The following is a 22,146-nucleotide window of genomic DNA, read 5'->3' as shown; positions in this document are numbered from 1 at the left end:
ATCATGCCCGGTGTTCTGTACGCAGGCGGCGTGGTCGCGGCGTTATTCGCCTCGACGCTCACTTCCCAGGCATATGCGCAACCCCCGTTCGACACCGTGCCGCCGGACAAGATCGTGATCACGGTCGCGACCGTCAATGGGTCGGGCTGCCCGGCGGGCACCGCCGCGATCGCCGTCTCCCCGGACAACACGGCCTTCACCGTGACCTACAGCGAGTATCTCGCGCAGGTGGGCAAGGGAGCCAAGCCGACGGACTTCAGAAAGAACTGTCAGCTGAGTCTGGTCACGCATGTGCCACAGGGCTTCTCCTACGCCATCGCCAGTGTCGACTACCGTGGGTTCGCCCATCTGGAAAAGGGCGCGTCGGCCACTCAGAAAGCCTCGTACTACTTCCAGGGGCAGTCGCAGACCTCGTCGAACACGCATAACTACACCGGCGCCTACGACGACAACTGGCAGGCCACCGACGTATCCGATATCGCCACCGTGGTGTGGTCGCCGTGCGGTGAACTCCGCAACTTCAACATCAACACCGAGCTGCGGGTCAACGCCGGAACGTCCAACACCCAGGAAACGACCAGCTTCATCGCCATGGACTCGACGGACGGCGATGTGAGCACCACCTATCACTTCGCCTGGAAGGAATGCCCGCCGACCAAGAAGTGACCCCCGCGCACCAACCCGGACCTGACCACCTGCGCACCGCCTCGAAACGTACCCGGCTACGACTCCGGGCGGTGCCAGGCCGGATGCCGGGGGTCGTCCGTCCGCACCACCACATCCGCCGCCTCACCGGGCCCCACCTCGTCCTCGTAGCGCGCGAAGGCGGGCAGGGTCCAGCGGTCGCCCTCGTCGGTGCGGCGGGCGAGGGCGGACGGGGACAGCCGCAGATGCACCGAGAGGTCGAACGGGAACCAGTGTCCCAGCAGCAGCGCGCCGTGCAGCAACAGCACCCCGCCCGGCGGAAGCTCGGCATACGGGCTGCGCGTGGCCCGGTCGGTCTCCGGATCCCACAGGTCGGGCAGCACCCGCCCGGTGCCGCCCGGCCCCGGTTCCAGCGGATCGAAGACCTCGCGCCACAGGGCGCCGGTGTCCAGCCAGCGGTCGTAGTACGCGTCGGGATCCCGCTTCCCGTACTCGTAGCGCAGCGAGGCGGGCCGCCAGAACCCCGCCGCCGCGACCACCAGGGCCGGACGCCCCCGGACGCGCAGCGCATCCGCCAGATCCCGCGCCAGCTCGCCGGTGGGTGCCGCCGGAGCGCCGTCGACGGCCACTCTCAGCCAGGGGCTGCCGTCCGCCGCCGTCAGCCCGGCGATGCGGTCGGCGGTCGCGTCGGTCAGCCGTTCCCAGGTGATCGCTTCGAGCCGCACGCCCCCATCATGCCGTGGGCCCGGGGGCTGTGGGCTCCAGGGCCCGGGGACTCCGGGAGAGGTACTCTCCGGCCATGGCATCTCAGATAGCGCTGCTCCGCGGCATCAATGTGGGCGGGAACAGGAAGTTCCCCATCGCCCGGCAGCGTGAGCTGATGGCCGAGCTGGGCTTCGAGGACGTCACCGTCCACCTCCAGACCGGCAATATCGTCTTCGCCGACCCCGGCACCCCGCCCGAGCGAACGGCCCGCACGCTCGAGGACCACTTCGCCGCCGGTCTCGGCTTCCCCGTGGACGTCACGGTCCGTACGCGCGACGAGCTGGCCGCGGCGATCGAGGCCAACCCGTATCCGGAGGCCGCGGCCGAGCCCAGGACCCTGCATGTGGTCTTCCTGGCGGCCGTGCCCGCGGACACGGCCGCGCTGGACGCGCTGGATCCGGCCGCCTACGCCCCTGAGGCGTTCCGCCTCATCGGCCGCGAGATCTTCCTGCACTGCCCGGACGGGGTCGGCCGCTCCAAGCTGGCGGCGAAGGTCACCAACGCCCGGCTCGGGGTGCCGGCCACCGCCCGCAACTGGAACACGGTCACCAAGCTGCTCGCGCTGGCCGACGGCTGAGACGTTTCCTCGGCATCAGCCGGAGACACGCCGCATCAACCGGAGACACGCCGAGCCGCGCTCAGCTCCAGCCGTACCGCTGCCGCAGCCGCATCACGACCAGGTCGAAGCGCGGCCGGTCGAGCGCGCACGCCTCGCGCCGCATCCCGTCCGGGTGCACCCGCAGCACCCGGTCAAGATCGACCCATGACTCCCGCCCGGCCCGGTCCCACGGCCCGGAGCCGATCGAGACCCACTCGCGGTCGCCGTCGTGCCGCTTGCTCGACAGCTGCACGGCGAGCAGCGTTCCGGCCCGCTCCCGCGCGACCACCAGCACCGGGCGGTCCTTGCCGCGGCCGTCGTTCTCCTCGTACGGCACCCATGTCCAGACGATCTCGCCGGGGTCCGGGTCGCCGTCCGGATCGGGTGCGTAACTCGTCCGTACCCGCCCGACCTGGCGCGGATGAGCCTCGACGGTGGCGGCCGGGCCGGTGCTTCCGGGAAGCGCCGCGCCGTCCCCCGTCCCGTGCGTTCCGTTGAATGGGCTGATCACGCCCGACACGTTAACCCGTCCGCGAAACCCGATGACATGGCGGCCCCCTCGGCGTGGAAGGGGCATGTACGTGCCCGATGTTCTCGACCCACTGGCGGAGCTCGTCAAACGACGCCATGACCCGGTCGTCGTTCAGACAGTGCGCTCCACGGCGGCCGCGACCATCGCCTACGTCGTCGCCCTCGAGCTCAGCAAGGAACCCGCCCCGCTCACCGCGCCGCTGACGGCCCTCCTCGTCGTCCAGGTCACCCTGTACGCGACCCTCACCAGAAGCCTGCGCAGGGTCGAGGCCGTGGTCGTGGGCGTCCTGATCGCCGTCGCCTTCAGCGTGCTGGTGGGGTTGACCTGGTGGAGTCTGTGCCTGATCATCCTCGCCGCCCAGACCGCCGGTTATCTCACACGCGTGGGCGACTGGGTCCAGGAGGTGGCGATCAGCGCCATGCTGGTCCTGGGCGTGGCGCAGGTGACCACCTACGCCTGGGACCGGGTGCTGGAGACCCTCATCGGCGCCGGTGTGGGGATGGCCTTCAACTTCTTCCTCGCGCCTCCGGTGTGGGTCGAGACGGCCGGCAAGTCCATCGAGGACCTGGCCCGCCGGATGCGTCAGCTGCTGCTGCACATCGGCGAGGAGCTCGGCAGTCACATCGCCGTCGACCGCGCCGCCGCCCGGCTCTACGAGGCCCGCCGCCTCGACCACGACATCTCCCAGGTCGACGCCGCCCTCCGGCAGGCGGAGGACAGCGTGCGGCTCAACCCCCGCGTCAAGGAGGGCCTCCTCTACCGCGTGGTGCTCCGCACCGGCCTGGACACGCTGGAGATCTGCACCGTCATCCTGCGCGTCATGTCCCGCACCCTGACCGACCTCGCCAGGGCGCGGACGGACGAGCCCCTCTTCCCCCCGGACGTGGCGGATGCCCTGAAGGACCTCTTCACCCATCTCGCCGCCGCCGTCGAGAGCTTCGCCGTCCTGGTCACCACCCAGGTCAGCGCCAACGCCGAAGAGGCCGAGTCCCGCCTCTCCAGCGAGCTCGTCAAGGCCCACGCCAGCCGCGACCGCGGCGCCGACCTCCTGCTGCGCCGCGTCCAGGAGCACCCCCGCCAATGGCAGCTGCACGGTGCGCTGCTCGCGGAGATCGACCGTGTCCTCGACGAACTCGACATGGAGCAGCGCTCCAAGCGGCTCATGGAAGAGCTCGACCGCAGCACCCGCGAGAAGCGCGAGCGCTTCCCCTTCCTCCACAAGCTCCGGCGCCCGCTCCGGCGCGGCCGTACGGACGGCTCCGGAGCGGTCTGAGTCCCCCGGGGCGGTCAGCTGAGCGGGTAGCGGTCGCGAGGGAAGACCACGTCGTCGTAGGGCTCGTACAGCTCCACCGAGCGGTGGAACTCGGAGGCGAAGTCGTCGGCGAGTTCGGCGATCGTGCCGCGGCCCTCGGTCAGGGACAGCCAGGACGGCGGGAGGCGGAGGTCGCCGTGGTGGGCGCCGAGGATGTTGCCGCAGATCGAGCCGGTCGAATCGCTGTCGCCCGAGTGGTTGACGGAGAGCAGCAAGGCCGCCTGGACGGGGGTGCGCGGGGGCGCCGGGTCGTAGCTGATCTTGCCGCCGGGGCCGTACAGGATCTGCTGGGCGGGGGTGCGGGCCAGGGCGCTGTAGACCGCGATGGCCAGCGCCTCCTCGGCGACCCAGCCGCCGCCGAGCGACTCGGTCTTCTCGGGCGTCGGATCGCCCTCGGCCGCCAGGTCGACCGCCTTACGGAGGGCGGCGGTGGTCTCCTCGTGACCGGGGTAGCGGGCGAGGAGTTCCAGGGTGCGCAGGGTCGCGCCTTCGAGGGACTCGCCGTCGAGCAGGCAGGCGATCATGGCGGCCAGGGCGCCGGCCGCGTAGTAGCCCGTCGGATGGCCATGGGTGATCTGGGCGCAGCGGGCGGCGAGTTCGAAGCAGTCGCGGGGGTCGAGCCCGGTGAGGCCGAACGGCGCCGAGCGCATCACGGTGCCGCAGCCCTTGGAGCCGGTGTTCACCGGGCCGGGGGTGCCGTCGAGGGGGGCACGCGGGGCGGGGACGTGCTTCGCGGTGAGGCCGGAGAGGCAGGCGTTGCCGGGGGCGCGGCGGGCGTACAGCCAGGGCTGGGTGCGCAGCCAGCCGGAGCGGACCAGGTCCCCGGTGCCCTCGGCGGGCGGCGGCCCGGGGTGGTTCTGGGTGTCCAGCCAGCGCAGATAGGCATGGCGGACGACGGCGGTCTCGGACGCCTCGAGCCCCTTGGACGAGGTTCTGGCGTGGGCTCGTATCAGGCCCTCGGCCGTGAAGAGTGTCATCTGGGTGTCATCGGTGACGCGGCCCACGACTCCGCTGCCGTCCGGGACGAGGGTGGTCACGCCCGCGGGGCCGTGGGTCTCGCGGATCGACCGCAGGGAGAGGAACTCGATGGGATTGCCGAGGGCGTCGCCGATCGCACCGCCCAGCAGGCAGCCGCGGATGCGGGCCCGCTTGGCGGCCGTTTCGTCCCATGACTGGCGGATCACTGGCAGCTCCTCATCGTCCTGGTCCCATGCCGTCTCGTGTGGATGTACACGACATGATCTCAGGTGTCGGTGGGCGTCCTCCGGCGGTAGATTCGAGAGGGCGGAAAGCGGAAGGAAACAGCCGAAAACGGGAGATGCGGTGCCATGCCGATGCGGCTGATCCGAACGGGTGATGAACCGGTGCACGCGCGCAGTCCGCTGCGGATGCGGCTGGGGCTGGCCGCGTGGGGGCTGCTCTGGACGCTCGGCGGTGCGGTGGCCTTCGCGGTCGCGGGCCGGCCGGGGTGGGCGGCGGCGTGCGGGGCGCTCGCCGTCGTCACGCTGATCGACCTCGTCCTGGTCATCCGGCACATCCGGCAGGGGCCGCACTATCAGCCGGGCCGGGATGTGCCGCCGTACGCACCGGTCGCCGAGGACAGGCGGAGCCGCGGTCGGCGGCGGGCTCCATAAGGGGCCCCGGGCTCTGTAAGGGCGGCGGCGGGCTCCGTAAGGGCGGCGCCGCTGAAGCGTGGGCTCCGTAAGGCCGCTGAAGCGTGGGCTCCGTAAGGGCGTCGCCGTCCTGAAGCTCGTGGACGCCGTAAGGCGGGCAGGCCGCTCCGGCGGTGACGGGATATCGACGGCGGGGAGCACCACGTTCCGGGGGATACTGCCCAGTACCTGCTGAGTACCTGCCGCGACAGGGGGCCGTCATGGGGGTGCTGGCGATCGGCATCGCGCTCTGTGCGCTCGGGCTGATGCTCTCCGGGACCGGAGAGCCGTACGGGCGGCGGGAGGCCCGGCGGGGACCGGAGGCCGACCCGTACGACATCGCCCGTCAGCGCGGAGTGGCGCTCGGGCTCGGCGGGGTGGTGCTGCTGGGCGCGGTGGTCCTCGGCGGCTTCGCCCTCTGGCGCTGACCGGGGACACGGGCGCCCGCCGCGCACCGGCGCGTACGGCGGCACGCGGGCCCCGGTGAGCGCCGCGGCTCAGCCCGCGCCCCGCCTATCCGTCCAGGCCGCCCTTTTCGCCGAACCGGGCCGCCTCGACGAAGTCCGGGCGCGGATCGAGCGCCGCGGCCAGCCGGAAGTGGCGGGTGGCCTCGGCCGAGCGGTTGGCCCGCTCCAGGGTGCGGGCCAGGGCGAAGTGGGCGAAGGCGTTGTCCGGCTCGCGCTCCAGGACGAGCTGGAACTCCAGCTCCGCCGAGCGCAGCTGGGCCGCGCCGAAGAACGCGCGCGCCCGGAGCAGCCGGGCCGCCGTGTTCTCGGGATGGGCGCTGATGACCGAGTCGAGCAGCTTCACGGCGCCCCGTGGATCTCGGGCGGCGAGCAGCTGCTCCGCGGCGCGGAAGTCGATGACGTGGGTCTCGGGCGTGGGCTCGGGCACAGCCGTTTCCTTCCCCGCGTACGTACTCGGTGGTGAGGCGGTGGATGGAGTGAGGGGATGGGATGAACCGTCACGGATGATCGTTCGCTACGGGGTGCACAACAATCACTCCGCACGCCGCATTCCCCGCCACGGGCCCCCGCACGCTCCGCACCGCGCCCCGGCTCGGCGCGCCCCGCCCGGCTCAGCCCCGCAACGCTCCGCGCGCACCGCGCCCCCGCTCAGCCCTCCGCGGTGGCCGCCCGCTGCACCAGATCCGCCCAGACCTTTCTGACCTGCGGCTCCAGCGCCTCGATCGGGCCATTGTTGTCGATCACGACATCGGCGATGGCCAGCCGTTCCGCGCGGGTGGCCTGTGCCGCCATCCGGGCCCGCGCCTCGTCCTCGGCCATGCCGCGCAGCCGCACCAGCCGGTCGAGCTGGGTCTCGGGCGTGGCGTCCACGACCATGACCAGGTCGTAGAGCGGCGCCAGCTTGTTCTCGGCCAGGAGGGGGACGTCGTGGACGACCACGGCGTCCGGCGCGGCCGCCGCCTGGAGTTCGGCGGAGCGGTCCCGGACCAGCGGGTGGATGATCGCGTTCAGCGCGCTCAGCCGCTCCGGGTCGTTGAAGACGATCCCGCCGAGCCCGGGCCGGTCCAGACGGCCGTCGGCGGTCAGCACCTCGGGGCCGAACTCGGCGACGACGGCGGTCAGTCCCGGCGTGCCCGGCTCGACCACCTCACGAGCGATCCGATCCGAGTCGATCAGCACCGCTCCCAATGAGGTCAGGATCCGTGAGACCTCGCTCTTGCCCGCGCCGATTCCGCCCGTGAGCCCCAGGTTCAGCATGGGGCCCACGCTATACGGCGCGCCGGTGGGGTCATCGGTCAGGCTCCGCCGTCGCCCTCGCGCTCGGCGAGGAACCGTTCGAACTCCGCGCCCAGTTCATCCGCCGAGGGCAGCTCGGCCGGCTCCGCGACCAGGTTGCCGCGGCTCTCGGCCCCGGCCACCGCGTCGTACTGGTGCTCGAGGCCCCGTACGAGCGCGACCAGCTCCTCGTCGCCCTCCGAGATCTGCCGCTCGATCTCCTCCTGCGTCCTGAGGGCCTCGTTGCGCAGGGCGTGCGTCGGCCCCGGCAGCACCAGACCCGTGGCCGCGGTGATGGCCTCCAGCGCGGTGAGCGCCGCGTCCGGATAGGCCGACCGGGCCAGATAGTGCGGCACATGCGCGGCCACGCCGAGCACATCGCGGCCCGCCTCGGCGAGCCGGTACTCGATCAGGGATTCGGCGCTGCCGGGCACTTGGGCCTCGTCGAAGTAGCCCCGGTGACCGGGCATCAGGTCGGTGCGATTGCCATGCGGGGTGATGCCGACCGGCCGGGTGTGCGGCACGCCCATCGGGATGCCGTGGAAGTTCACCGCGAGCCTGACGCCCAGCCGCTCGACCATCTGGCCCACGGCCGCCGCGAACCGCTCCCACTCCACATCCGGCTCCGGGCCGGTGAGCAGCAGGAACGGGGCCGCGGTCGCGTCGCGCACCAGATGCAGCTCAATCTTCGGCGTCTCGTACGCGGTCCACCGGTCGCGCTGGAAGGTGAGCAGCGGGCGCCGGGCCCGGTAGTCGACCAGCCGGTCATGGTCGAAACGCGCCACCACCTTGCGCGGCAGGCCGTCGAGCAGCCGCTCCACGATCTGGTCCCCGGTCTCGCCGGCGTCGATATAGCCGTCGAAGTGGTACAGCAGCACCAGCCCGGCCGAGTCCCGCGAGGCTATCGCGTCGACCTCCGCCAGCCCGCTCGGTTCCCATGCGTACAACTCCTGCGGATCATGCACTGTGACCGCTCCTCCTCGTGTTCGCACCGAAGAACACCGAACGGGGGCGGGGGCATTCCCCGGGCGGAATCTTCGATGGCCGAGCGGCTCTGAACCCCGTCTCCGAGGGGACCACTTGGGCGACGTTCCCAACGGCCCACCGGGGCGAACGGGAGCGGCCCGATCTCGACGTCGGCGCACGTCGCGGGGTTGACGCGCATATGTGGCGCGCCTATCTTCGCCAGCCGTCAGCGGTTCATCATGTCATCCGGCGTTCACTGACCAGAACCCAGCGTGTTCACCTCTGACCACGGCACAGGAAGGCAGCCTCCTATGCACTCCCCCGGCCGCACTCCCACCCGATTACGCACCCTCCTCACCGCCATCGCCGCCGGACTGATCGCCACCGGCGGGCTGATGGCGGCGGGCATGACCGGGCGGGAGGCCCCCGCCGCCCCCGCCACCCCGATCTCCGTCGATGACACGGACGGGCTCAGGGAGGCCCTCGCCGGGGCCCGGCCCGGCGATACGATCCGGCTCGCCGACGGCAGGTATCACGGCAGTTTCCAGATCACCGCCTCCGGCACCTCCGGCTCGCGGATCACCCTCACCGGCTCCTCGAAGGCGGTCCTCACCGCGAGCTGCGGCTATGGGCTGCGGCTGAACGGCGCCTCGTACTGGACCGTCAGGGGGATCACGGTCCGCGGCGGCAAGGAGGGCATCAGGATCGACGGCGCCCGCGGCGTGACCGTGGACTCCGTTTCGGTCAGTGTGCGGCGCCATGGGCATGCGTAAGGCCCGCTCCCCAGGGGGAGCGGGCCTTACCTGCTCAGCTGGTGCCGACTAGCGGCGGCTGGTCAGCTCTGGCCGCCGGCCAGCTTCTCGCGAAGCGCGGCCAGCGCCTCGTCCGAGGCCAGGGCGCCGGAGTTGTCGGCCGACTCCGAGGAGTACGAACCGCCACCGGCCGCCTGCCCGCCCGGCGCCGGGGCGGCGCTGCCCGCCTCGGCAGCGGCCTGCTCGTCGGCCTCGCGGGACTTGATGACCTGCGCCTGGTGCTGCTCGAAGCGCTGCTGCGCCTCGGCGTACTGGCGCTCCCACTCCTCGCGCTGCTTCTCGTAGCCCTCGAGCCAGTCGTTGGCCTCGGGGTCGAAGCCCTCGGGGTAGATGTAGTTGCCCTGGTCGTCGTAGGACGCGGCCATGCCGTACAGGGTCGGGTCGAACTCGACCGCGGACGGGTCGGCACCGAAGGACTCGTTGGCCTGCTTCAGCGAGAGGCTGATGCGGCGGCGCTCGAGGTCGATGTCGATGACCTTGACGAAGATCTCGTCGTTGACCTGGACGACCTGCTCCGGGATCTCCACGTGGCGCTCGGCCAGCTCGGAGATGTGGACCAGACCCTCGATGCCCTCGTCCACGCGGACGAACGCACCGAACGGCACGAGCTTGGTGACCTTACCCGGGACGACCTGGCCGATCTGGTGGGTCCGGGCGAACTGCTGCCACGGGTCCTCCTGCGTCGCCTTGAGCGACAGGGAGACGCGCTCGCGGTCCATGTCGACGTCCAGGACCTCGACCGTGACCTCCTGGCCGACCTCGACGACCTCGGACGGGTGGTCGATGTGCTTCCAGGACAGCTCCGAGACGTGGACGAGACCGTCGACGCCGCCCAGGTCCACGAACGCACCGAAGTTGACGATGGAGGAGACGACGCCGGAGCGCACCTGGCCCTTCTGGAGGGTGGTGAGGAAGGTCTGGCGGACCTCGCTCTGGGTCTGCTCCAGCCAGGCGCGGCGGGACAGGACCACGTTGTTGCGGTTCTTGTCGAGCTCGATGATCTTCGCCTCGAGCTCCTTGCCCACGTAGGGCTGCAGGTCGCGGACTCGGCGCATCTCCACCAGGGAGGCGGGGAGGAAGCCACGGAGGCCGATGTCGAGGATGAGACCACCCTTGACGACCTCGATGACGGTGCCGGTGACGATCCCGTCCTCTTCCTTGATCTTCTCGATGGTGCCCCAGGCGCGCTCGTACTGGGCGCGCTTCTTCGAGAGGATCAGTCGGCCTTCCTTGTCCTCCTTCTGGAGGACGAGGGCCTCGATCTCGTCGCCGACCGCCACGACCTCATTGGGGTCGACGTCGTGCTTGATCGACAGTTCGCGAGAGGGGATGACGCCTTCGGTCTTGTAACCAATGTCGAGCAGGACCTCGTCCCGGTCGACCTTCACGATGACGCCGTCGACGATGTCGCCGTCGTTGAAGTACTTGATCGTCTCGTCGATCGCGGCGAGGAAGGCTTCCTCGGAACCGATGTCGTTTACCGCCACCTGCGGGGTGGTGCGGGTTGCCTCGGTGCTGCTCGTCATGTGGAAAAGGGCTCCGGTACGGACATGAAGTCGTAGGTACTGCTACGCCGGGGGCCCTTATCGCACTGCCGAAGCCGGACAGCCTTGGAGACGCCGAATCTTTCCGATTACAGGGATCGAAAAGCGCGAGCGCCTCGACAACCGAGGGGACATACAACAGATGCGAGCGCGGCCTGCTCCGTCCGAGGCGCACAGGCCCGCAGCGCAACTTGTAGCATACGGGGGCAGCCGGGCATGGTCAATGCACGAAGAGCGCACGTGGGGATTAACGCCCCGAACCCGGCAAATTGCATGGTCCGTACTGCGACGCGGTTCTCACCGTGCCCCGCAGCCACAGGTCGAAACAGAGAGTACGACGACGCGCGCGATGGTCCAAGAACACGAGCCCAGCACCCCTGGGGAGGCCGCCGAACCGACGGCCACCCGCCGCATCGCCGACACGGCGGAGAGCAGCCGGGCCAACCGGGGGTGGTGGGACCGCAACGCGGACGAGTACCAGGAGGAACACGGCGCCTTCCTGGGCGACGACCGGTTCGTATGGGGCCCCGAGGGGCTGGACGAGGCGGAGGCCGGGCTGCTGGGCCCGGTGGAGGCGCTCAAGGGGCGCGATGTGCTGGAGGTGGGCGCGGGCGCCGCGCAGTGCGCCCGCTGGCTGGCCGCCCAGGGCGCGCGGCCGGTGGCGCTGGACCTCTCCCACCGGCAACTGCGGCACGCGCGGCGGATCGACGCGGAGGCGGCGGTCTCTGGGGCCTCAGCGGTCTCTGGGGCCTCAGCGACCTCTGGCGCCCCCGCGGCTCGGGCAGGTGACGCGGCCGGGGTCGCGCTGGTGCAGGCCGACGCCACGGCCCTGCCCTTCCGGGACGGCTCGTTCGACCTTGCGTGCTCGGCGTACGGGGCGGTGCCGTTCGTGGCCGAGCCGGTGCGGGTGATGCGCGAGGTGCGCCGGGTGCTGCGGCCGGGCGGGCGGTGGGTCTTCTCGGTGACGCATCCGATCCGCTGGGCGTTCCCCGACGAACCGGGGCCCGAGGGGCTGTCCATCGCCGCCTCCTACTTCGACCGCACGCCCTATGTGGAGCAGGACGGGTCGGGCCGGGCCGTCTATGTGGAGCACCACCGGACGCTGGGCGACCGGGTGCGGGACGTGGTGGCCGGGGGCTTCCGGCTGGTCGACCTGATCGAACCGGAGTGGCCCGAGTGGAACCACCAGGAGTGGGGCGGCTGGTCCCCCCTGCGGGGGAACCTCATCCCGGGCACGGCGATCTTCGTGTGCGAGCGGGACTGAGCGGGATCGGGGCGGAGGGGATGACCGTTCCCGCGGACGCGCGCGCCGAGGCCCTGGACCGCCTTCCCGTACGCGACGCCGTGCCCGAGTTGCTGCGCGCGCTCGACGACCGCGGGGTCGCCGTGCTGTGCGCGCCCCCGGGGACCGGTAAGACGACGCTGGTGCCGCTGGTGCTCGCCGGGCTGGTGGGCGGCGGGCCGGTGCGGCGGGTCCTGGTGGCCGAGCCGCGGCGGATCGCGGCGCGGGCCGCCGCGCGGCGGATGGCGTGGCTGCTGGGCGAGCGGCCGGGCGGCAGGGTCGGCTTCACCGTGCGCGGGGAGCGGCAGGCGGGGCCCGGGACCGTGGTCGAGGTGGTCACCACCGGGGTGCTGTTGCAGCGTCTGCAACGCGATCAGGAGCTGGCCGGCGTCGATGTGGTCGTGCTCGACGAATGCCATGAGCGCCATCTGGACGCGGACACGGCCGCCGCCTTCCTGCTGGACGTCCGGGCCGCCCTGCGCCCGAACCTCCGGCTGATCGCCGCCTCGGCGACCACGGACGCGGAGGGCTGGGCGCGGCTGCTCGGCGATGGCGGGGACGGCCCTGGGGAGCCCGCGCCGGTCGTCTCGGCGCCGGGGGTCTCCCATCCGGTGGAAGTGGTGTGGGCGCCGCCCGAGCGCCCCGTAAGGCCACCACACGGGATGCGGGTGGACCCCGCCCTGCTGGACCATGTCGCGGCCGTGGTGCGGCGGGCGCTGCGCGAGCGGGAGGGCGACGTGCTGTGCTTCCTGCCGGGAGTCGGGGAGATCGCCCGGGTGGCCGGGAAGCTGGGCGGGCTCACTGACGCGGAGGTCCTCCAGGTGCACGGGCGGGCGCCCGCCGCCGTCCAGGAGGCGGTGCTCGCGGGCGCGGACGGCGGGCGGCGGCGGGTGGTACTGGCCACCTCGGTCGCCGAGTCGAGCCTGACCGTGCCGGGCGTGCGGATCGTCGTGGACTGCGGGCTGGCGCGTGAGCCCCGGATGGACCACGCACGCGGGCTGAGCGCGCTGACGACCGTAAGGGCGTCACAGGCCGCCGCCCGGCAGCGCGCGGGCCGTGCGGGGCGTGAGGCGCCCGGGGTGGTCTACCGCTGCTGGCCGGAGGCGGAGGACGCCCGGCTGCCGCGTTTCCCGTCCCCGGAGATCGCGGGTGCGGACCTTACGGCCTTCGCGCTCCAGACGGCGTGCTGGGGCGATCCGAACGCCTCTGGGCTGGCCCTGCTCGATCCGCCGCCCGCCGGGGCGATGGCGGCCGCGCGCGAGACGCTCACCGCGATCGGCGCCGTGGACGCCGCCGGACGGGCCACCGAACGCGGCACCCGGATGGCCCGCCTCGGCCTCCACCCCCGCCTCGCGCGGGCGCTCATCGACGGCGCGAAGGAGGTCGGCGCGCGCCGGGCGGCCGAGGTGGTGGCCCTGCTGAGCGAGGAGCCCCCGAGGGAGTACGGCGACGACCTCGCCGCCGCCTGGCGCACCGCCCGCCACGGCGGCGACCCCTACGCCACCCGCTGGCGCCAGGAGGCCCGTCGGCTCGAACACGCCCTGACCGCCGAGGCAAGCGCACGACCGGGCAGGGCCCGGGGCGAAGATGGTCCGGCGCTGGGCGACGGCGGCCCGGCCCGCGGCGGAGACGGTCCGGGGCACGGCGGCGATCCGCGCGGCGGTGATGGTCCGGCGCACAGCAGTGGCGGCGGCCCGGCACATGGCGGTGGCGGCCCGGCACACGGCGGTCGCGGTCCGCACGGCGACGATGCCGTGGCGGGGCTGATGGCCGCGCTGGCGTTCCCGGAGCGGGTGGCTCGGCGGCGCGGCGAGCGGGCGTACCTCATGGCCGCCGGGACGGGCGCGGAACTGGGCGACGGCTCGCGGCTGGGCGGGGCGCCCTGGCTCGCGGTGGCCGTCGCGGACCGTCCGGTGGCCTCCGCGTCGGCGCGGGTGCGGCTCGCGGCGGTGACCGACGAGGACACCGCCCGGACGGCGGCCGCGGCGCTGGCCTCGGAGGGCGAGGAGGTGCGCTGGGCCGACGGGGACGTCCTGGCGCGGCGGGTGGCCCGGCTCGGCGCGATCGAGCTGGTGTCCAGGCCGCTGGCCGACCCCGATCCGGAACTGGTGCGGCGGGCACTGCTGGAGGGGCTGCGCCGCGAGGGCACGGGACTGCTGCGCTGGTCGGCGCAGGCCACGGCGGTCCGGCAGCGGATGGCGTTCCTCCACCGCGAGCTGGGCGGGGCCTGGCCGGACGTCTCCGACGAGGCGCTGCTGGACCGCGCCGACGACTGGCTCGGGACGGAACTGGCGCGGGCCCGCGGACGCGCCGATCTGGGGCGGGTGGACGCCGGACAGGCGCTGGCCCGGCTGATGCCGTGGGCCACCGGCGAGGCGGCGCGGTTCGAGGAGCTGGCGCCGGAGCGGATCGAGGTGCCGAGCGGCTCGCGGGTGCGGGTGGACTACGGCGCGGACCGGCCCGTGCTGGCGGTGAAGCTGCAGGAGCTGTTCGGCTGGCAGGAGGCACCCCGGATCGCGGGCGGCCGGGTGCCGCTGCTGGTACACCTGCTGTCCCCGGCGGGACGTCCGGCCGCGGTCACCGCCGATCTGGGGTCCTTCTGGAAGGACGGCTACCGCTCGGTCCGCGCCGAACTGCGCGGCCGATACCCCAAGCACCCCTGGCCCGAGGACCCCACCACAGCCGAGCCAACCCGCCGCACCAACACCCGCCGCTGAGCGATGCGGCCGAGAGAGCCGCACGACCGCTGCGGCTCAGCGCGTAGCGGGGCACGGTGCGCCACGCGGGCGCGGTGGGACGACGGGACGCAAGAGGAAACCCGGGACGCGGTGAGCCGCGCAGCGTGTCCGTCGGGTGTCAGTCGGCCCAGGCGCGCAATCGGCGGGCCGTCTCGCCGAGGCGGAAGCCGCTGATCTCCCGTATGTCGCGGACCAGCTTGACCATGGCGCCCGGCGGGGGCGCGATCGGCTCTCCGGACTCCTCCATGTACATCTGCGCGCAGGCCGCGCCGATCGTGGCGTTGTAGTCGGAGAACGGCTCGAGGATCAGTGAGGTGTGCAGAAAGGTCGCGGCGCGGGCGGCGGCCTCCTCGTAGTAGGGCTCGCCCGCGAACCGCTCGTAGCGGTGGCGCTCGGTCATGCAGTGCAGCGCACCCCAGTCCCGGACCGGGGTGTTCACCGGGGAGACCTCGACCTGGACGTTCAGCACCCAACCGGCATCGACGTACAGGATCACCGCATGCCGTGCGGGAACTCCCGCTCGAACTCGGCCTTGTACGCCAGGGCGAACTTCACGGCGCCCTCGACGAAGCGCTGCTTCTGACGCCGCCGCACCACGTCCTCGGTCAGTATGTCGTGCGCCAGCCGCTTGATCGCGACGCCCTTCTCCCTCGCCTCGGCACGCAGCTCGGCCAGCTCCTGCTCGGTGAACTCAATCGTGATGCCAGGCATGGGCGGCATGCTAGCCACGCCCTCACCCTGATCACTACCTGCTTGGCCACCACGAGCGAATCGCGGGGACGGATGTTGACGCGACGTCCGCGCCGCTCAGCGCCCCAGCCCGCTCAGCGCTCGCACCCGCTCAGCACTCGCCCCGCTCAGCACTCCAGCCTCAGGGCGAACTGCTCCCCCGCCGGGAACGGCTCGTCCACGGGGTGCGGCCCCACCCATATGAGCGCCTGCTCGAAGGTCATGTACGAGCCGTTGTCGACGCACTGGCCGACCACCACCGCATTGCCGCCGCAGCGCCATGCCGCGTAGTTCCACGGGTGGTCGCCCTTCTCGTCCCGCACCACGGTCTCCGGCTCGCCCAGGCGCTCACTGAAGGCGTCCACGGCGGCGCGCCACCGGCCGTCGAAGCCGGAGCGGCCGGCCTCGCGGTCGAAGACCCAGTCGGGGTCGCCGGAGTGGTACTCGGCGAGCCAGTCGACATTGCCGCTGAGCCCGTCGGCCTGCAACTCCGCGTCGAAGTCGTCCGGTTCGTAGTAGTAACAGAACGGGATCATGCATTCGGTGTCCGCGTCGTCGGGTCCGCCGAACCACTCCGGGAGGACATAGTGCCCGGTGTTGGTCGCGTAGGAGGACGTGCGGGGGCCGTCGGGCACCCAGCCGAAGCGCTTCGCGGCGGCCGCCGTGGCGCCCGGGGTCCATTCCAGGCGCGCCAAGTCGGCGATGTGGCGGATGAGTTCGGGGCCGGGGACGCAGCTGTTCACTGGCATGGTCATACGCTACGGCCCGCCACTGACAACGCGGCCGGCGCCGCCGGGGCCGACGGCGGGCGCGCCGCACGCCCGCGCGCTTCCATCAGCAGCGCGAGCGCGAGCAGGGCCAGCCCCAGGATCAGGAAGCCCCACGGCAGATAGGCCGTGAGCATCAGGACGAGCTGACGCTGGGACTTGACCATGTCCACCGTGTGCCGGATGTAGTCCTCGCGCATCTTCACATGGCCGGAGAAGACGGTCACCCGGTCGCGGTCGCCCAGCAGCGTGCCGCCGCGCAGCTCCTCCTTGTGGATCTCCTGCCCATTGACCGGGGCTCCCGTGGTGGGCTCGACCCAGAACATCCGCTTGGTGCTGTACCAGCGCGAGGTGCCGGCCTTGCGGACGGTCTCGGGGGTGACGCCGTCGACCGGCATGGTCTTGGGCAGCGGCACCTTGGTCCAGGGGATGGTCTGCTCGAAGTAGTAGACCTCCAGGCCCCGGAAGGTGCGGGTGCCCTTGTAGTGGATGGGGGCGGAGGTGCGGGTCTGGGCGTCGAAGTAGCGGTAGTCGCGCTTCTCGGTGAGGAACGGCCACTTGTACTCGACGCCGTCCCGGCGCACCGCGTCCCCGTCGACATGTTCGCCGCCCGCGTGCACCGGGTCCTGGGTGTGGGCGTCGAAGACATAGCGCTCGGGGATCTTGGAGACCATCTTGCCGTCCGGCCCGGCCACATACGACAGGGTGTCCCAGACGACGACATCGCGCCCGGTCGCCTTCCCGACCTTCTTCGCGGCGGGCACATTGCCGCGCAGGGTCTGCACGATGCTGACCTTGGGGACGGTGCGGGGCTTCATGGTGCCGTAGTCGAGCAGGGTGGCCGGACTGGCCTCCATCACCGCCGTCTGGTACTCGCTGGGCGGGATCTTGGCCAGCCGGGGGTAGGCGTACCAGCGCAGCAGCGGCGCGAGGGCGGCGAAGAAGACGGCGAAGGCCAGCAGCACCAGGCTTGCTCTGCGGCGCATGGCGGATGTCCCTCCCTCAGGGGTGCTTGGGGACGGTGGTGAGCAGGGGCTCCGGGGAGGTCTCACCGCTGGGGGCGCCGATGGCCGTCACCGTGAGAACGATGGCGAGGGCGGCGGCGAGTCCGATCGCGGCGGCGGCGAGGGCACGCATACGGGGCCTCCTCGTGGTCGGTACGAGGCGCTGCCTGACGCTTCGTCAGGGATGGGGCACCGTAGCAACGGGGGGCGCAGATGAGAACACGAAGGCGTGAAAGCGTCACACCGCCCCTGGGCCCGGTGGGGGCTCAGGGGCGGTGCGGTGAACCGTGTGAGGGGCGCTTGGCTACGAGGCGGGGGCCTGGGTGACCGTCAGCTCGATGTCCAGGACGGCACCGCCCTCGGCGGTGAGGCGGAGCAGGAAGGTGCCCGTGTGGTCATCGGTGAGGATCTTCGGCAGCGTGAGCCGGCCGAGGTCGTCGGTCTTCAGGGCGGCCAGGGTGCGCACCGGCTTGTCCTTGTCGTCCAGGAAGTAGGGCCCCTTGTCGTTGGGGATCGGGTCCTTCGCCGAGGTGATCATGGTGGCCGTCACCGGCACACCCTCCGTGGCCTTGCCCTTGTTGGTGGCCTTGACGGTGAGCGCGTCGGCGAACGAGGCGCCGGTCTCGGCCGTGAGCTTCTTGTCGCCGATCCGGGCCAGCGCGTCGGCCCGCGGCACGGGCCGGGCCTTGACGGTGGCGGTGAACTCGACCGGGGCGGCCTCCCGCCCCACGGCGGTGGCGCGCACGGTGAAGGTGCCGGTCTTCTCGCCCGCGAGCAGCTTCGGCGCGGTGGCGGTGCCATCGGCGGCGGTCGGCACGGTGGCGGACTTGACCAGGCCGAGGAAGCGCGCGTCGGTGTCACCGAGGATCTCGTACCGCACCTTGGCGCCGGCCACCGGCTTGCCCGCGGTGTCCACGGCCTTGACGCGCGGCGACTGGGCGAACTGGGTGCCCGCGGTGGTGGACAGCTCCTTCGCGCCGACGGTGGTGAGCTTGCTGGTGCCGCTCGGAGTGGACGGCGGAGTGGTGGGGGGCTGTGGGGTCGGGCTCCCGGTGCCGGGGGTGCCCTCGTTCCCACCGGCCGGCGGGGTCGGGGGGGTGGTGTCGGGCTTGTCCTCGGGCTTGGGCAGGGTGCGGGGGCCGTCGTCCTCGCCCTTCCCGGTGTCCTTGCCCTTGTCGCCGTCCTTCCCCGGATTCCTGCCCGAGTCCTTGCCCTTGTCGCCCGAGCCGGGGCCGTTCCCCGAGGGGATCACACCGGTGCCGTCGGGGACCTCATGGGTGCCGCGCTTGTAGTACTCGAACCACGACAGGACGGTGTTCAGATATTCCCGCGAGTGGTTGTAGCCGAGGATCGCGCGGTCCAGGTCGGCCTTGACGGACAGGTCGCGGCCGTCCGCGCAGAGGTAGCTGCCCGCGGCGAGGGCGGCGTCATAGACGTTGTTGGGGTCCTTCTCGCCGTCACCATTGCCGTCCCGGCCCCAGCTGGCCCAGGTGGACGGGATGAACTGCATGGGGCCGACCGCCCGGTCATGCGTACTGTCGCCGTCGTAGGCACCGCCGTCGGTGTCCTTGATCAGGGCGAAGCCGTCGCCGTTGAGGACCGGGCCGAGGATGGGCGAGACGGTGGTGCCGTCGGCGCCCACATTGCCGCCGCGGGCCTGGCCGGACTCGACCTTGCCGATCGCGGCGAGCAGCTCCCAGGGCAGGTTGCAGCCGGGGTTGGACTCCCTCAGGGTCGCTTCCGCCTTCTTGTAGGCGGCGAGGACGCTCGCGGGTATGCCCGCCTCGGGCTTGGTGCTGCTGCCCCCGGGGAGCCCGGGCAGATCGATCGAGGAGCCCGGCTTGTCGGGGGTGACCAGGGGTGGCAGATCGGTGTGGTACGAGGAACCACCGTCTATGGGGGTGTCGTCCGGCGCCGGTGCCTCCCCCGCCCGCTGCTCTTGGTTCCGGTCGCCATGGTCGGAATTGGCGAATCCGGGCGCCTGGGACGCGGTGAGGGCGGCCATCGCGGCCGCCGCCACCGCTGTCGTGGCCGCCCCCTTGCGCAGTCGTCGGCCGATAAGCGGTGCCATCCGTGTGTCCCTCCCGTCGAACACGATGCGCTCCCCCGGCGCGTCAACTCTGGTGACACTACGACAACTTAGGGCCCGCAGCTACCGGTGCAAACACCCCACCGGGCGAACTCTCAGTGAGCCGCGGACTCCCAGTCCGCACCGGAGCCTACCGATACGTCCAGCGGAGCGCTGAGCTGGAAGGCGCCCGTCATCTCCCGGCGCACCAGCTCCTCCACCCGCTCCCGCTCACCGGGCGCGATCTCCAGCACGATTTCGTCGTGGACCTGCAACAGCATCCGCGACGAGAGTTTCTCCTTCGTCAACGCCGCGTCCACCTTGAGCATCGCGATCTTCACGATGTCGGCGGCGGTGCCCTGGATCGGGGCGTTGAGCGCCATCCGCTCGGCCATCTCGCGGCGCTGGCGGTTGTCGCTGGTGAGGTCCGGCAGATAGCGGCGGCGGCCGAGCATGGTCTCCGTATAGCCGGTGGCCCGCGCCTCCTCGACGACCCGCTGGAGGTAGTCGCGCACCCCGCCGAACCGCTCGAAGAAGGTCTCCATCAGCTTGCGGGCCTCGTCGGGGGTGATGCCCAACTGCTGGGAGAGGCCGAACGCCGAGAGGCCGTACGCCAGCCCGTAGGACATGGCCTTGATCTTGCGGCGCATCTCCGGGTCGACCGCCGGCTTGTCGACGGAGAAGACCTGGGAGGCGACCGTGGTGTGCAGGTCCTCACCGGAGGTGAACGCCTCGATCAGGCCCTCGTCCTCGGAGAGATGGGCCATGACGCGCAGCTCGATCTGGCTGTAGTCCGCGGTCATCAGCGACTCGAAGCCGTCGCCGACGACGAAGCCGCGCCGGATCGCCCGGCCCTCGTCGGTGCGCACCGGGATGTTCTGCAGATTGGGGTCGGTGGAGGAGAGCCGGCCGGTGGCCGCCACGGTCTGGTTGAAGGTGGTGTGGATGCGGCCGCCGGGGGCGATGGTCTTGATCAGGCCCTCGACGGTGGAGCGCAGCCGCGCCTGCTCACGGTGACGCAGCATGATCACCGGAAGCTCGTGGTCGGTCTGCGCGGCCAGCCAGGCCAGCGCGTCGGCGTCCGTGGTGTACCCGGTCTTGGTCTTCTTGGTCTTGGGCAGGCCCAGCTCACCGAAGAGCACCTCCTGGAGCTGCTTGGGCGAGCCGAGGTTGAACTCATGGCCCACCGCGGCGTGGGCCTCCTTCACGGCGTGCTGCACGGCGGCCGCGAACTGCTGCTCCATGCGCTCCAGCCAGCCGCGGTCGGCGGCGATGCCCGACCGCTCCATCCGGGCCAGCAGCTCGGAGACGGGCAGCTCCATGTCGTGCAGCAGCCCGGCCGCGCCCACGTCCTTGAGCCGGCCGCCGAAGACCTCGCCCAGGTCCAGGATGGTCCGCGCCTTGATCATCAGGGCGTCCCGCTCGGCCTCTTCATCGGCACCGAAGGCAAGCTGCCCGCTGTCCGCGGCCGCCGCCGGGGACAGCTCACGGCCCAGGTACTCCACCGACAGGGCGTCCAGCTCGAAGGAGCGGCGGCCGGGCTTGACCAGATAGGCGGCGAGGGCGGTGTCCATGCGCACGCCCGCGACGGACCAGCCGTGCTCGGCGAAGACCCGCATGATCCCCTTGGCGTTGTGCAGCACCTTGGGGCGGTCCGGGTCCGCGATCCACTCGGCGAACGCCCGCTCGTCGGCCTCGTCCAGCTGCGAGGGGTCGAAGAAGGCGGCGGGGCCGGAGCCGGTGGCCAGCGCGACCTCGCTGACGCTGCCGCTGCCCAGCGCCCAGGTGTCGACCGTGGCCAGGCCCAGCGGGGCGTCGCGGTGGCTCTCCAGCCAGGGGGCGAGCTCGCCCGCGCCCAGCGCCACTCCGTCGACCGCGACACCCGGCTCGGTGGCCGCGGGCTCGTCCGCCGCCGCGCCCGGGTCGACGGCCATGATCCGGTCGCGGAAGTTCTGGTGGCGGAACTCCAGCGCGTCCAGGATCACTCCGAGCGCCTCCCGGTCGTACGGGGCGCGCTCGAGCCCCTCGGGACCGGTGGTGAGCTCCACGTCCCGCACCAGCTCGGTGAGCTGGCGGTTGAGCTTCACGGACTCCAGGTGGTCGCGGAGCTTCTCGCCGACCTTCCCCTTGACCTCCTCGACCCGCTCGACCAGTTCCTTGAAGGAGCCGAACTGATTGATCCACTTCGCGGCGGTCTTCTCGCCGACGCCCGGGATACCGGGGAGGTTGTCCGACGGGTCGCCGCGCAGGGCCGCGAAGTCGGGGTACTGGCTCGGGGTGAGGCCGTACTTCTCCTGCACCTTCTCGGGGGTGAACCGGGTCAGCTCGGAGACGCCCTTGGTGGGGTAGAGCACCGTGACGTGGTCGGTGACCAGCTGGAAGGAGTCCCGGTCGCCGGTGACGATCAGGACGTCGAAGCCCTGCTCCTCGGCCTGGGTGGCGAGGGTGGCGATCACATCGTCGGCCTCGAAGCCCTCCACCGCGAAGCGCGTGATCTTCATGGCGTCGAGCAGCTCGCCGATCAGCTCGACCTGGCCCTTGAACTCATCGGGGGCCTTGGAGCGGTTCGCCTTGTACTCCGTGAACTGCTCGGAGCGCCAGGTCTTGCGCGAGACGTCGAACGCCACGGCGAGGTGCGTGGGCCGCTCATCACGGAGCGTGTTCGCCAGCATCGAGGTGAAGCCGTAGATCGCGTTGGTGGTCTGGCCGGTGGTCGTGTTGAAGTTCTCCGCCGGCAGCGCGAAGAACGCCCGGTATGCCAGGGAATGCCCGTCCAGCAGGAGCAGGCGGGGACGGTCCTCCCCCGTGCGGTCGGGCGCGGGCGCTGCGGTCTTCTTCGATGCTTTCTCTGCCACGCCCCCGATCCTGCCACGCCCCACCGACAATGCCTCCCGCCCCGGCCACCGGACCGGACCGGGCACAAGGTCGCATCGGTCCGTGCACAAGATCGGACCGCGCCGCACGGCCGGAACGGCCGTACCACCGGGCCG

22 protein-coding genes are annotated in these 22,146 nt (G+C 71.8%); 8 read left to right on the top strand and 14 right to left on the bottom strand.

Features of this window, described 5'->3' with window-relative positions; translation table 11 throughout:
- Nucleotides 1-3: 3 nt before the first annotated feature.
- The gene (locus ACZ6TD_RS34880) at nt 4-666 is read left to right on the top strand and encodes a DUF4360 domain-containing protein (RefSeq protein ID WP_471344548.1); all 663 of its coding nucleotides are present in this window, start codon (nt 4-6) and stop codon (nt 664-666) included.
- 56 nt (nt 667-722) lie between these two features.
- Here the strand turns inward: ACZ6TD_RS34880 and ACZ6TD_RS34875 are convergent, their stop codons facing one another.
- Complete coding sequence (locus ACZ6TD_RS34875; protein WP_471344546.1) at nt 723-1,370, bottom strand: nucleoside/nucleotide kinase family protein; 648 nt, start codon at nt 1,368-1,370, stop codon at nt 723-725.
- 74 nt (nt 1,371-1,444) lie between these two features.
- Between ACZ6TD_RS34875 and ACZ6TD_RS34870 the strand changes: the two genes are divergently transcribed.
- Nucleotides 1,445-1,987, top strand: a complete 543-nt coding sequence (locus tag ACZ6TD_RS34870; RefSeq protein WP_471344545.1) for a DUF1697 domain-containing protein — start codon at nt 1,445-1,447, stop codon at nt 1,985-1,987.
- 61 nt (nt 1,988-2,048) lie between these two features.
- On the opposite strand, the gene ACZ6TD_RS34865 is transcribed toward ACZ6TD_RS34870, so the two are convergent.
- Nucleotides 2,049-2,519: a type II toxin-antitoxin system PemK/MazF family toxin gene (locus ACZ6TD_RS34865; protein ID WP_471344543.1), complete on the bottom strand. Its 471-nt coding sequence runs from the start codon at nt 2,517-2,519 to the stop codon at nt 2,049-2,051.
- A 70-nt stretch (nt 2,520-2,589) separates the two neighbouring features.
- On the opposite strand from ACZ6TD_RS34865, the gene ACZ6TD_RS34860 reads away from it, so the two are divergent.
- Nucleotides 2,590-3,813 carry an FUSC family protein gene (locus ACZ6TD_RS34860; RefSeq protein ID WP_471344542.1) on the top strand — a complete coding sequence of 408 codons (1,224 nt, stop codon included), beginning with the start codon at nt 2,590-2,592 and terminating at the stop codon, nt 3,811-3,813.
- A gap of 14 nt (nt 3,814-3,827) precedes the next feature.
- On the opposite strand, the gene ACZ6TD_RS34855 is transcribed toward ACZ6TD_RS34860, so the two are convergent.
- A complete protein-coding gene (locus ACZ6TD_RS34855) occupies nt 3,828-5,036 on the bottom strand; it encodes an ADP-ribosylglycohydrolase family protein (RefSeq protein ID WP_471344541.1) in 1,209 nt (402 codons plus the stop codon).
- A 144-nt stretch (nt 5,037-5,180) separates the two neighbouring features.
- Here ACZ6TD_RS34855 and ACZ6TD_RS34850 point away from each other — a divergent pair, with 144 nt between their 5' ends.
- Both ACZ6TD_RS34850 and ACZ6TD_RS34845 read left to right on the top strand, forming a co-directional pair.
- Complete coding sequence (locus ACZ6TD_RS34850; RefSeq protein WP_471344539.1) at nt 5,181-5,486, top strand: DUF6343 family protein; 306 nt, start codon at nt 5,181-5,183, stop codon at nt 5,484-5,486.
- Nucleotides 5,487-5,725: 239 nt separating this feature from the next.
- The gene (locus ACZ6TD_RS34845; RefSeq protein WP_201853434.1) at nt 5,726-5,932 is read left to right on the top strand and encodes a hypothetical protein; all 207 of its coding nucleotides are present in this window, start codon (nt 5,726-5,728) and stop codon (nt 5,930-5,932) included.
- Nucleotides 5,933-6,017: 85 nt separating this feature from the next.
- Here ACZ6TD_RS34845 and ACZ6TD_RS34840 read toward each other — a convergent pair whose 3' ends face one another.
- The 3 genes from ACZ6TD_RS34840 to ACZ6TD_RS34830 all read right to left on the bottom strand — a co-directional run bounded on the left by ACZ6TD_RS34840 (nt 6,018) and on the right by ACZ6TD_RS34830 (nt 8,211).
- A complete protein-coding gene (locus ACZ6TD_RS34840) occupies nt 6,018-6,398 on the bottom strand; it encodes a tetratricopeptide repeat protein (protein WP_471344538.1) in 381 nt (126 codons plus the stop codon).
- A 221-nt stretch (nt 6,399-6,619) separates the two neighbouring features.
- Nucleotides 6,620-7,228 carry a dephospho-CoA kinase gene (gene coaE / locus ACZ6TD_RS34835; RefSeq protein ID WP_471344537.1) on the bottom strand — a complete coding sequence of 203 codons (609 nt, stop codon included), beginning with the start codon at nt 7,226-7,228 and terminating at the stop codon, nt 6,620-6,622.
- Nucleotides 7,229-7,266: 38 nt separating this feature from the next.
- Nucleotides 7,267-8,211: a PAC2 family protein gene (locus ACZ6TD_RS34830; protein WP_191067809.1), complete on the bottom strand. Its 945-nt coding sequence runs from the start codon at nt 8,209-8,211 to the stop codon at nt 7,267-7,269.
- 312 nt (nt 8,212-8,523) lie between these two features.
- Between ACZ6TD_RS34830 and ACZ6TD_RS34825 the strand changes: the two genes are divergently transcribed.
- The gene (locus tag ACZ6TD_RS34825) at nt 8,524-8,985 is read left to right on the top strand and encodes a hypothetical protein (RefSeq protein ID WP_471344535.1); all 462 of its coding nucleotides are present in this window, start codon (nt 8,524-8,526) and stop codon (nt 8,983-8,985) included.
- A gap of 62 nt (nt 8,986-9,047) precedes the next feature.
- Here ACZ6TD_RS34825 and rpsA read toward each other — a convergent pair whose 3' ends face one another.
- The gene (gene rpsA / locus ACZ6TD_RS34820; RefSeq protein WP_093702973.1) at nt 9,048-10,550 is read right to left on the bottom strand and encodes a 30S ribosomal protein S1; all 1,503 of its coding nucleotides are present in this window, start codon (nt 10,548-10,550) and stop codon (nt 9,048-9,050) included.
- Nucleotides 10,551-10,917: 367 nt separating this feature from the next.
- Between rpsA and ACZ6TD_RS34815 the strand changes: the two genes are divergently transcribed.
- A complete protein-coding gene (locus ACZ6TD_RS34815; RefSeq protein WP_471344534.1) occupies nt 10,918-11,832 on the top strand; it encodes a class I SAM-dependent methyltransferase in 915 nt (304 codons plus the stop codon).
- A 20-nt stretch (nt 11,833-11,852) separates the two neighbouring features.
- On the top strand, nt 11,853-14,567 hold the full coding sequence (locus ACZ6TD_RS34810) for an ATP-dependent RNA helicase (protein WP_471344532.1): 2,715 nt from the start codon (nt 11,853-11,855) through the stop codon (nt 14,565-14,567).
- A 139-nt stretch (nt 14,568-14,706) separates the two neighbouring features.
- Here the strand turns inward: ACZ6TD_RS34810 and ACZ6TD_RS34805 are convergent, their stop codons facing one another.
- From ACZ6TD_RS34805 to polA, 7 genes are all read right to left on the bottom strand, one after another.
- Entirely contained in the window at nt 14,707-15,057 is a 351-nt protein-coding gene (locus tag ACZ6TD_RS34805) for a hypothetical protein (protein ID WP_241787596.1), read from the bottom strand.
- 23 nt (nt 15,058-15,080) lie between these two features.
- On the bottom strand, nt 15,081-15,299 hold the full coding sequence (locus ACZ6TD_RS34800; RefSeq protein WP_020872172.1) for a hypothetical protein: 219 nt from the start codon (nt 15,297-15,299) through the stop codon (nt 15,081-15,083).
- A 146-nt stretch (nt 15,300-15,445) separates the two neighbouring features.
- The gene (locus ACZ6TD_RS34795) at nt 15,446-16,066 is read right to left on the bottom strand and encodes a hypothetical protein (protein ID WP_471344530.1); all 621 of its coding nucleotides are present in this window, start codon (nt 16,064-16,066) and stop codon (nt 15,446-15,448) included.
- A 2-nt stretch (nt 16,067-16,068) separates the two neighbouring features.
- Nucleotides 16,069-17,070 carry a cell envelope lipid trafficking protein PgfA gene (pgfA, locus tag ACZ6TD_RS34790; protein WP_471344529.1) on the bottom strand — a complete coding sequence of 334 codons (1,002 nt, stop codon included), beginning with the start codon at nt 17,068-17,070 and terminating at the stop codon, nt 16,069-16,071.
- Nucleotides 17,071-17,086: 16 nt separating this feature from the next.
- Nucleotides 17,087-17,221, bottom strand: a complete 135-nt coding sequence (locus tag ACZ6TD_RS34785) for an SPW_0924 family protein (protein ID WP_198269355.1) — start codon at nt 17,219-17,221, stop codon at nt 17,087-17,089.
- A 171-nt stretch (nt 17,222-17,392) separates the two neighbouring features.
- On the bottom strand, nt 17,393-19,159 hold the full coding sequence (locus tag ACZ6TD_RS34780) for a lytic transglycosylase domain-containing protein (protein WP_471344527.1): 1,767 nt from the start codon (nt 19,157-19,159) through the stop codon (nt 17,393-17,395).
- 113 nt (nt 19,160-19,272) lie between these two features.
- The gene (polA, locus tag ACZ6TD_RS34775; RefSeq protein WP_471344526.1) at nt 19,273-22,011 is read right to left on the bottom strand and encodes a DNA polymerase I; all 2,739 of its coding nucleotides are present in this window, start codon (nt 22,009-22,011) and stop codon (nt 19,273-19,275) included.
- Nucleotides 22,012-22,146: the final 135 nt, after the last annotated feature.

The organism is Streptomyces yongxingensis (genome assembly GCF_055597465.1).
Note: the sequence above shows the minus strand (reverse complement) of the source record. Positions and strands in the feature narration are given on the sequence as shown.

Coding starts and splice junctions, on each gene's coding strand:
- ACZ6TD_RS34880 (WP_471344548.1), top strand. CDS start 4: ATGCCCGGTGTTCTGTACGCAGGCGGCGTGGTCGCGGCGTTATTCGCC.
- ACZ6TD_RS34795 (WP_471344530.1), bottom strand. CDS start 16,066: ATGCCAGTGAACAGCTGCGTCCCCGGCCCCGAACTCATCCGCCACATC.
- ACZ6TD_RS34785 (WP_198269355.1), bottom strand. CDS start 17,221: ATGCGTGCCCTCGCCGCCGCCGCGATCGGACTCGCCGCCGCCCTCGCC.
- coaE (WP_471344537.1), bottom strand. CDS start 7,228: ATGCTGAACCTGGGGCTCACGGGCGGAATCGGCGCGGGCAAGAGCGAG.
- ACZ6TD_RS34780 (WP_471344527.1), bottom strand. CDS start 19,159: ATGGCACCGCTTATCGGCCGACGACTGCGCAAGGGGGCGGCCACGACA.
- ACZ6TD_RS34800 (WP_020872172.1), bottom strand. CDS start 15,299: ATGCCTGGCATCACGATTGAGTTCACCGAGCAGGAGCTGGCCGAGCTG.
- rpsA (WP_093702973.1), bottom strand. CDS start 10,550: ATGACGAGCAGCACCGAGGCAACCCGCACCACCCCGCAGGTGGCGGTA.
- ACZ6TD_RS34870 (WP_471344545.1), top strand. CDS start 1,445: ATGGCATCTCAGATAGCGCTGCTCCGCGGCATCAATGTGGGCGGGAAC.
- ACZ6TD_RS34815 (WP_471344534.1), top strand. CDS start 10,918: ATGGTCCAAGAACACGAGCCCAGCACCCCTGGGGAGGCCGCCGAACCG.
- ACZ6TD_RS34825 (WP_471344535.1), top strand. CDS start 8,524: ATGCACTCCCCCGGCCGCACTCCCACCCGATTACGCACCCTCCTCACC.
- ACZ6TD_RS34810 (WP_471344532.1), top strand. CDS start 11,853: ATGACCGTTCCCGCGGACGCGCGCGCCGAGGCCCTGGACCGCCTTCCC.
- ACZ6TD_RS34850 (WP_471344539.1), top strand. CDS start 5,181: ATGCCGATGCGGCTGATCCGAACGGGTGATGAACCGGTGCACGCGCGC.
- pgfA (WP_471344529.1), bottom strand. CDS start 17,070: ATGCGCCGCAGAGCAAGCCTGGTGCTGCTGGCCTTCGCCGTCTTCTTC.
- ACZ6TD_RS34845 (WP_201853434.1), top strand. CDS start 5,726: ATGGGGGTGCTGGCGATCGGCATCGCGCTCTGTGCGCTCGGGCTGATG.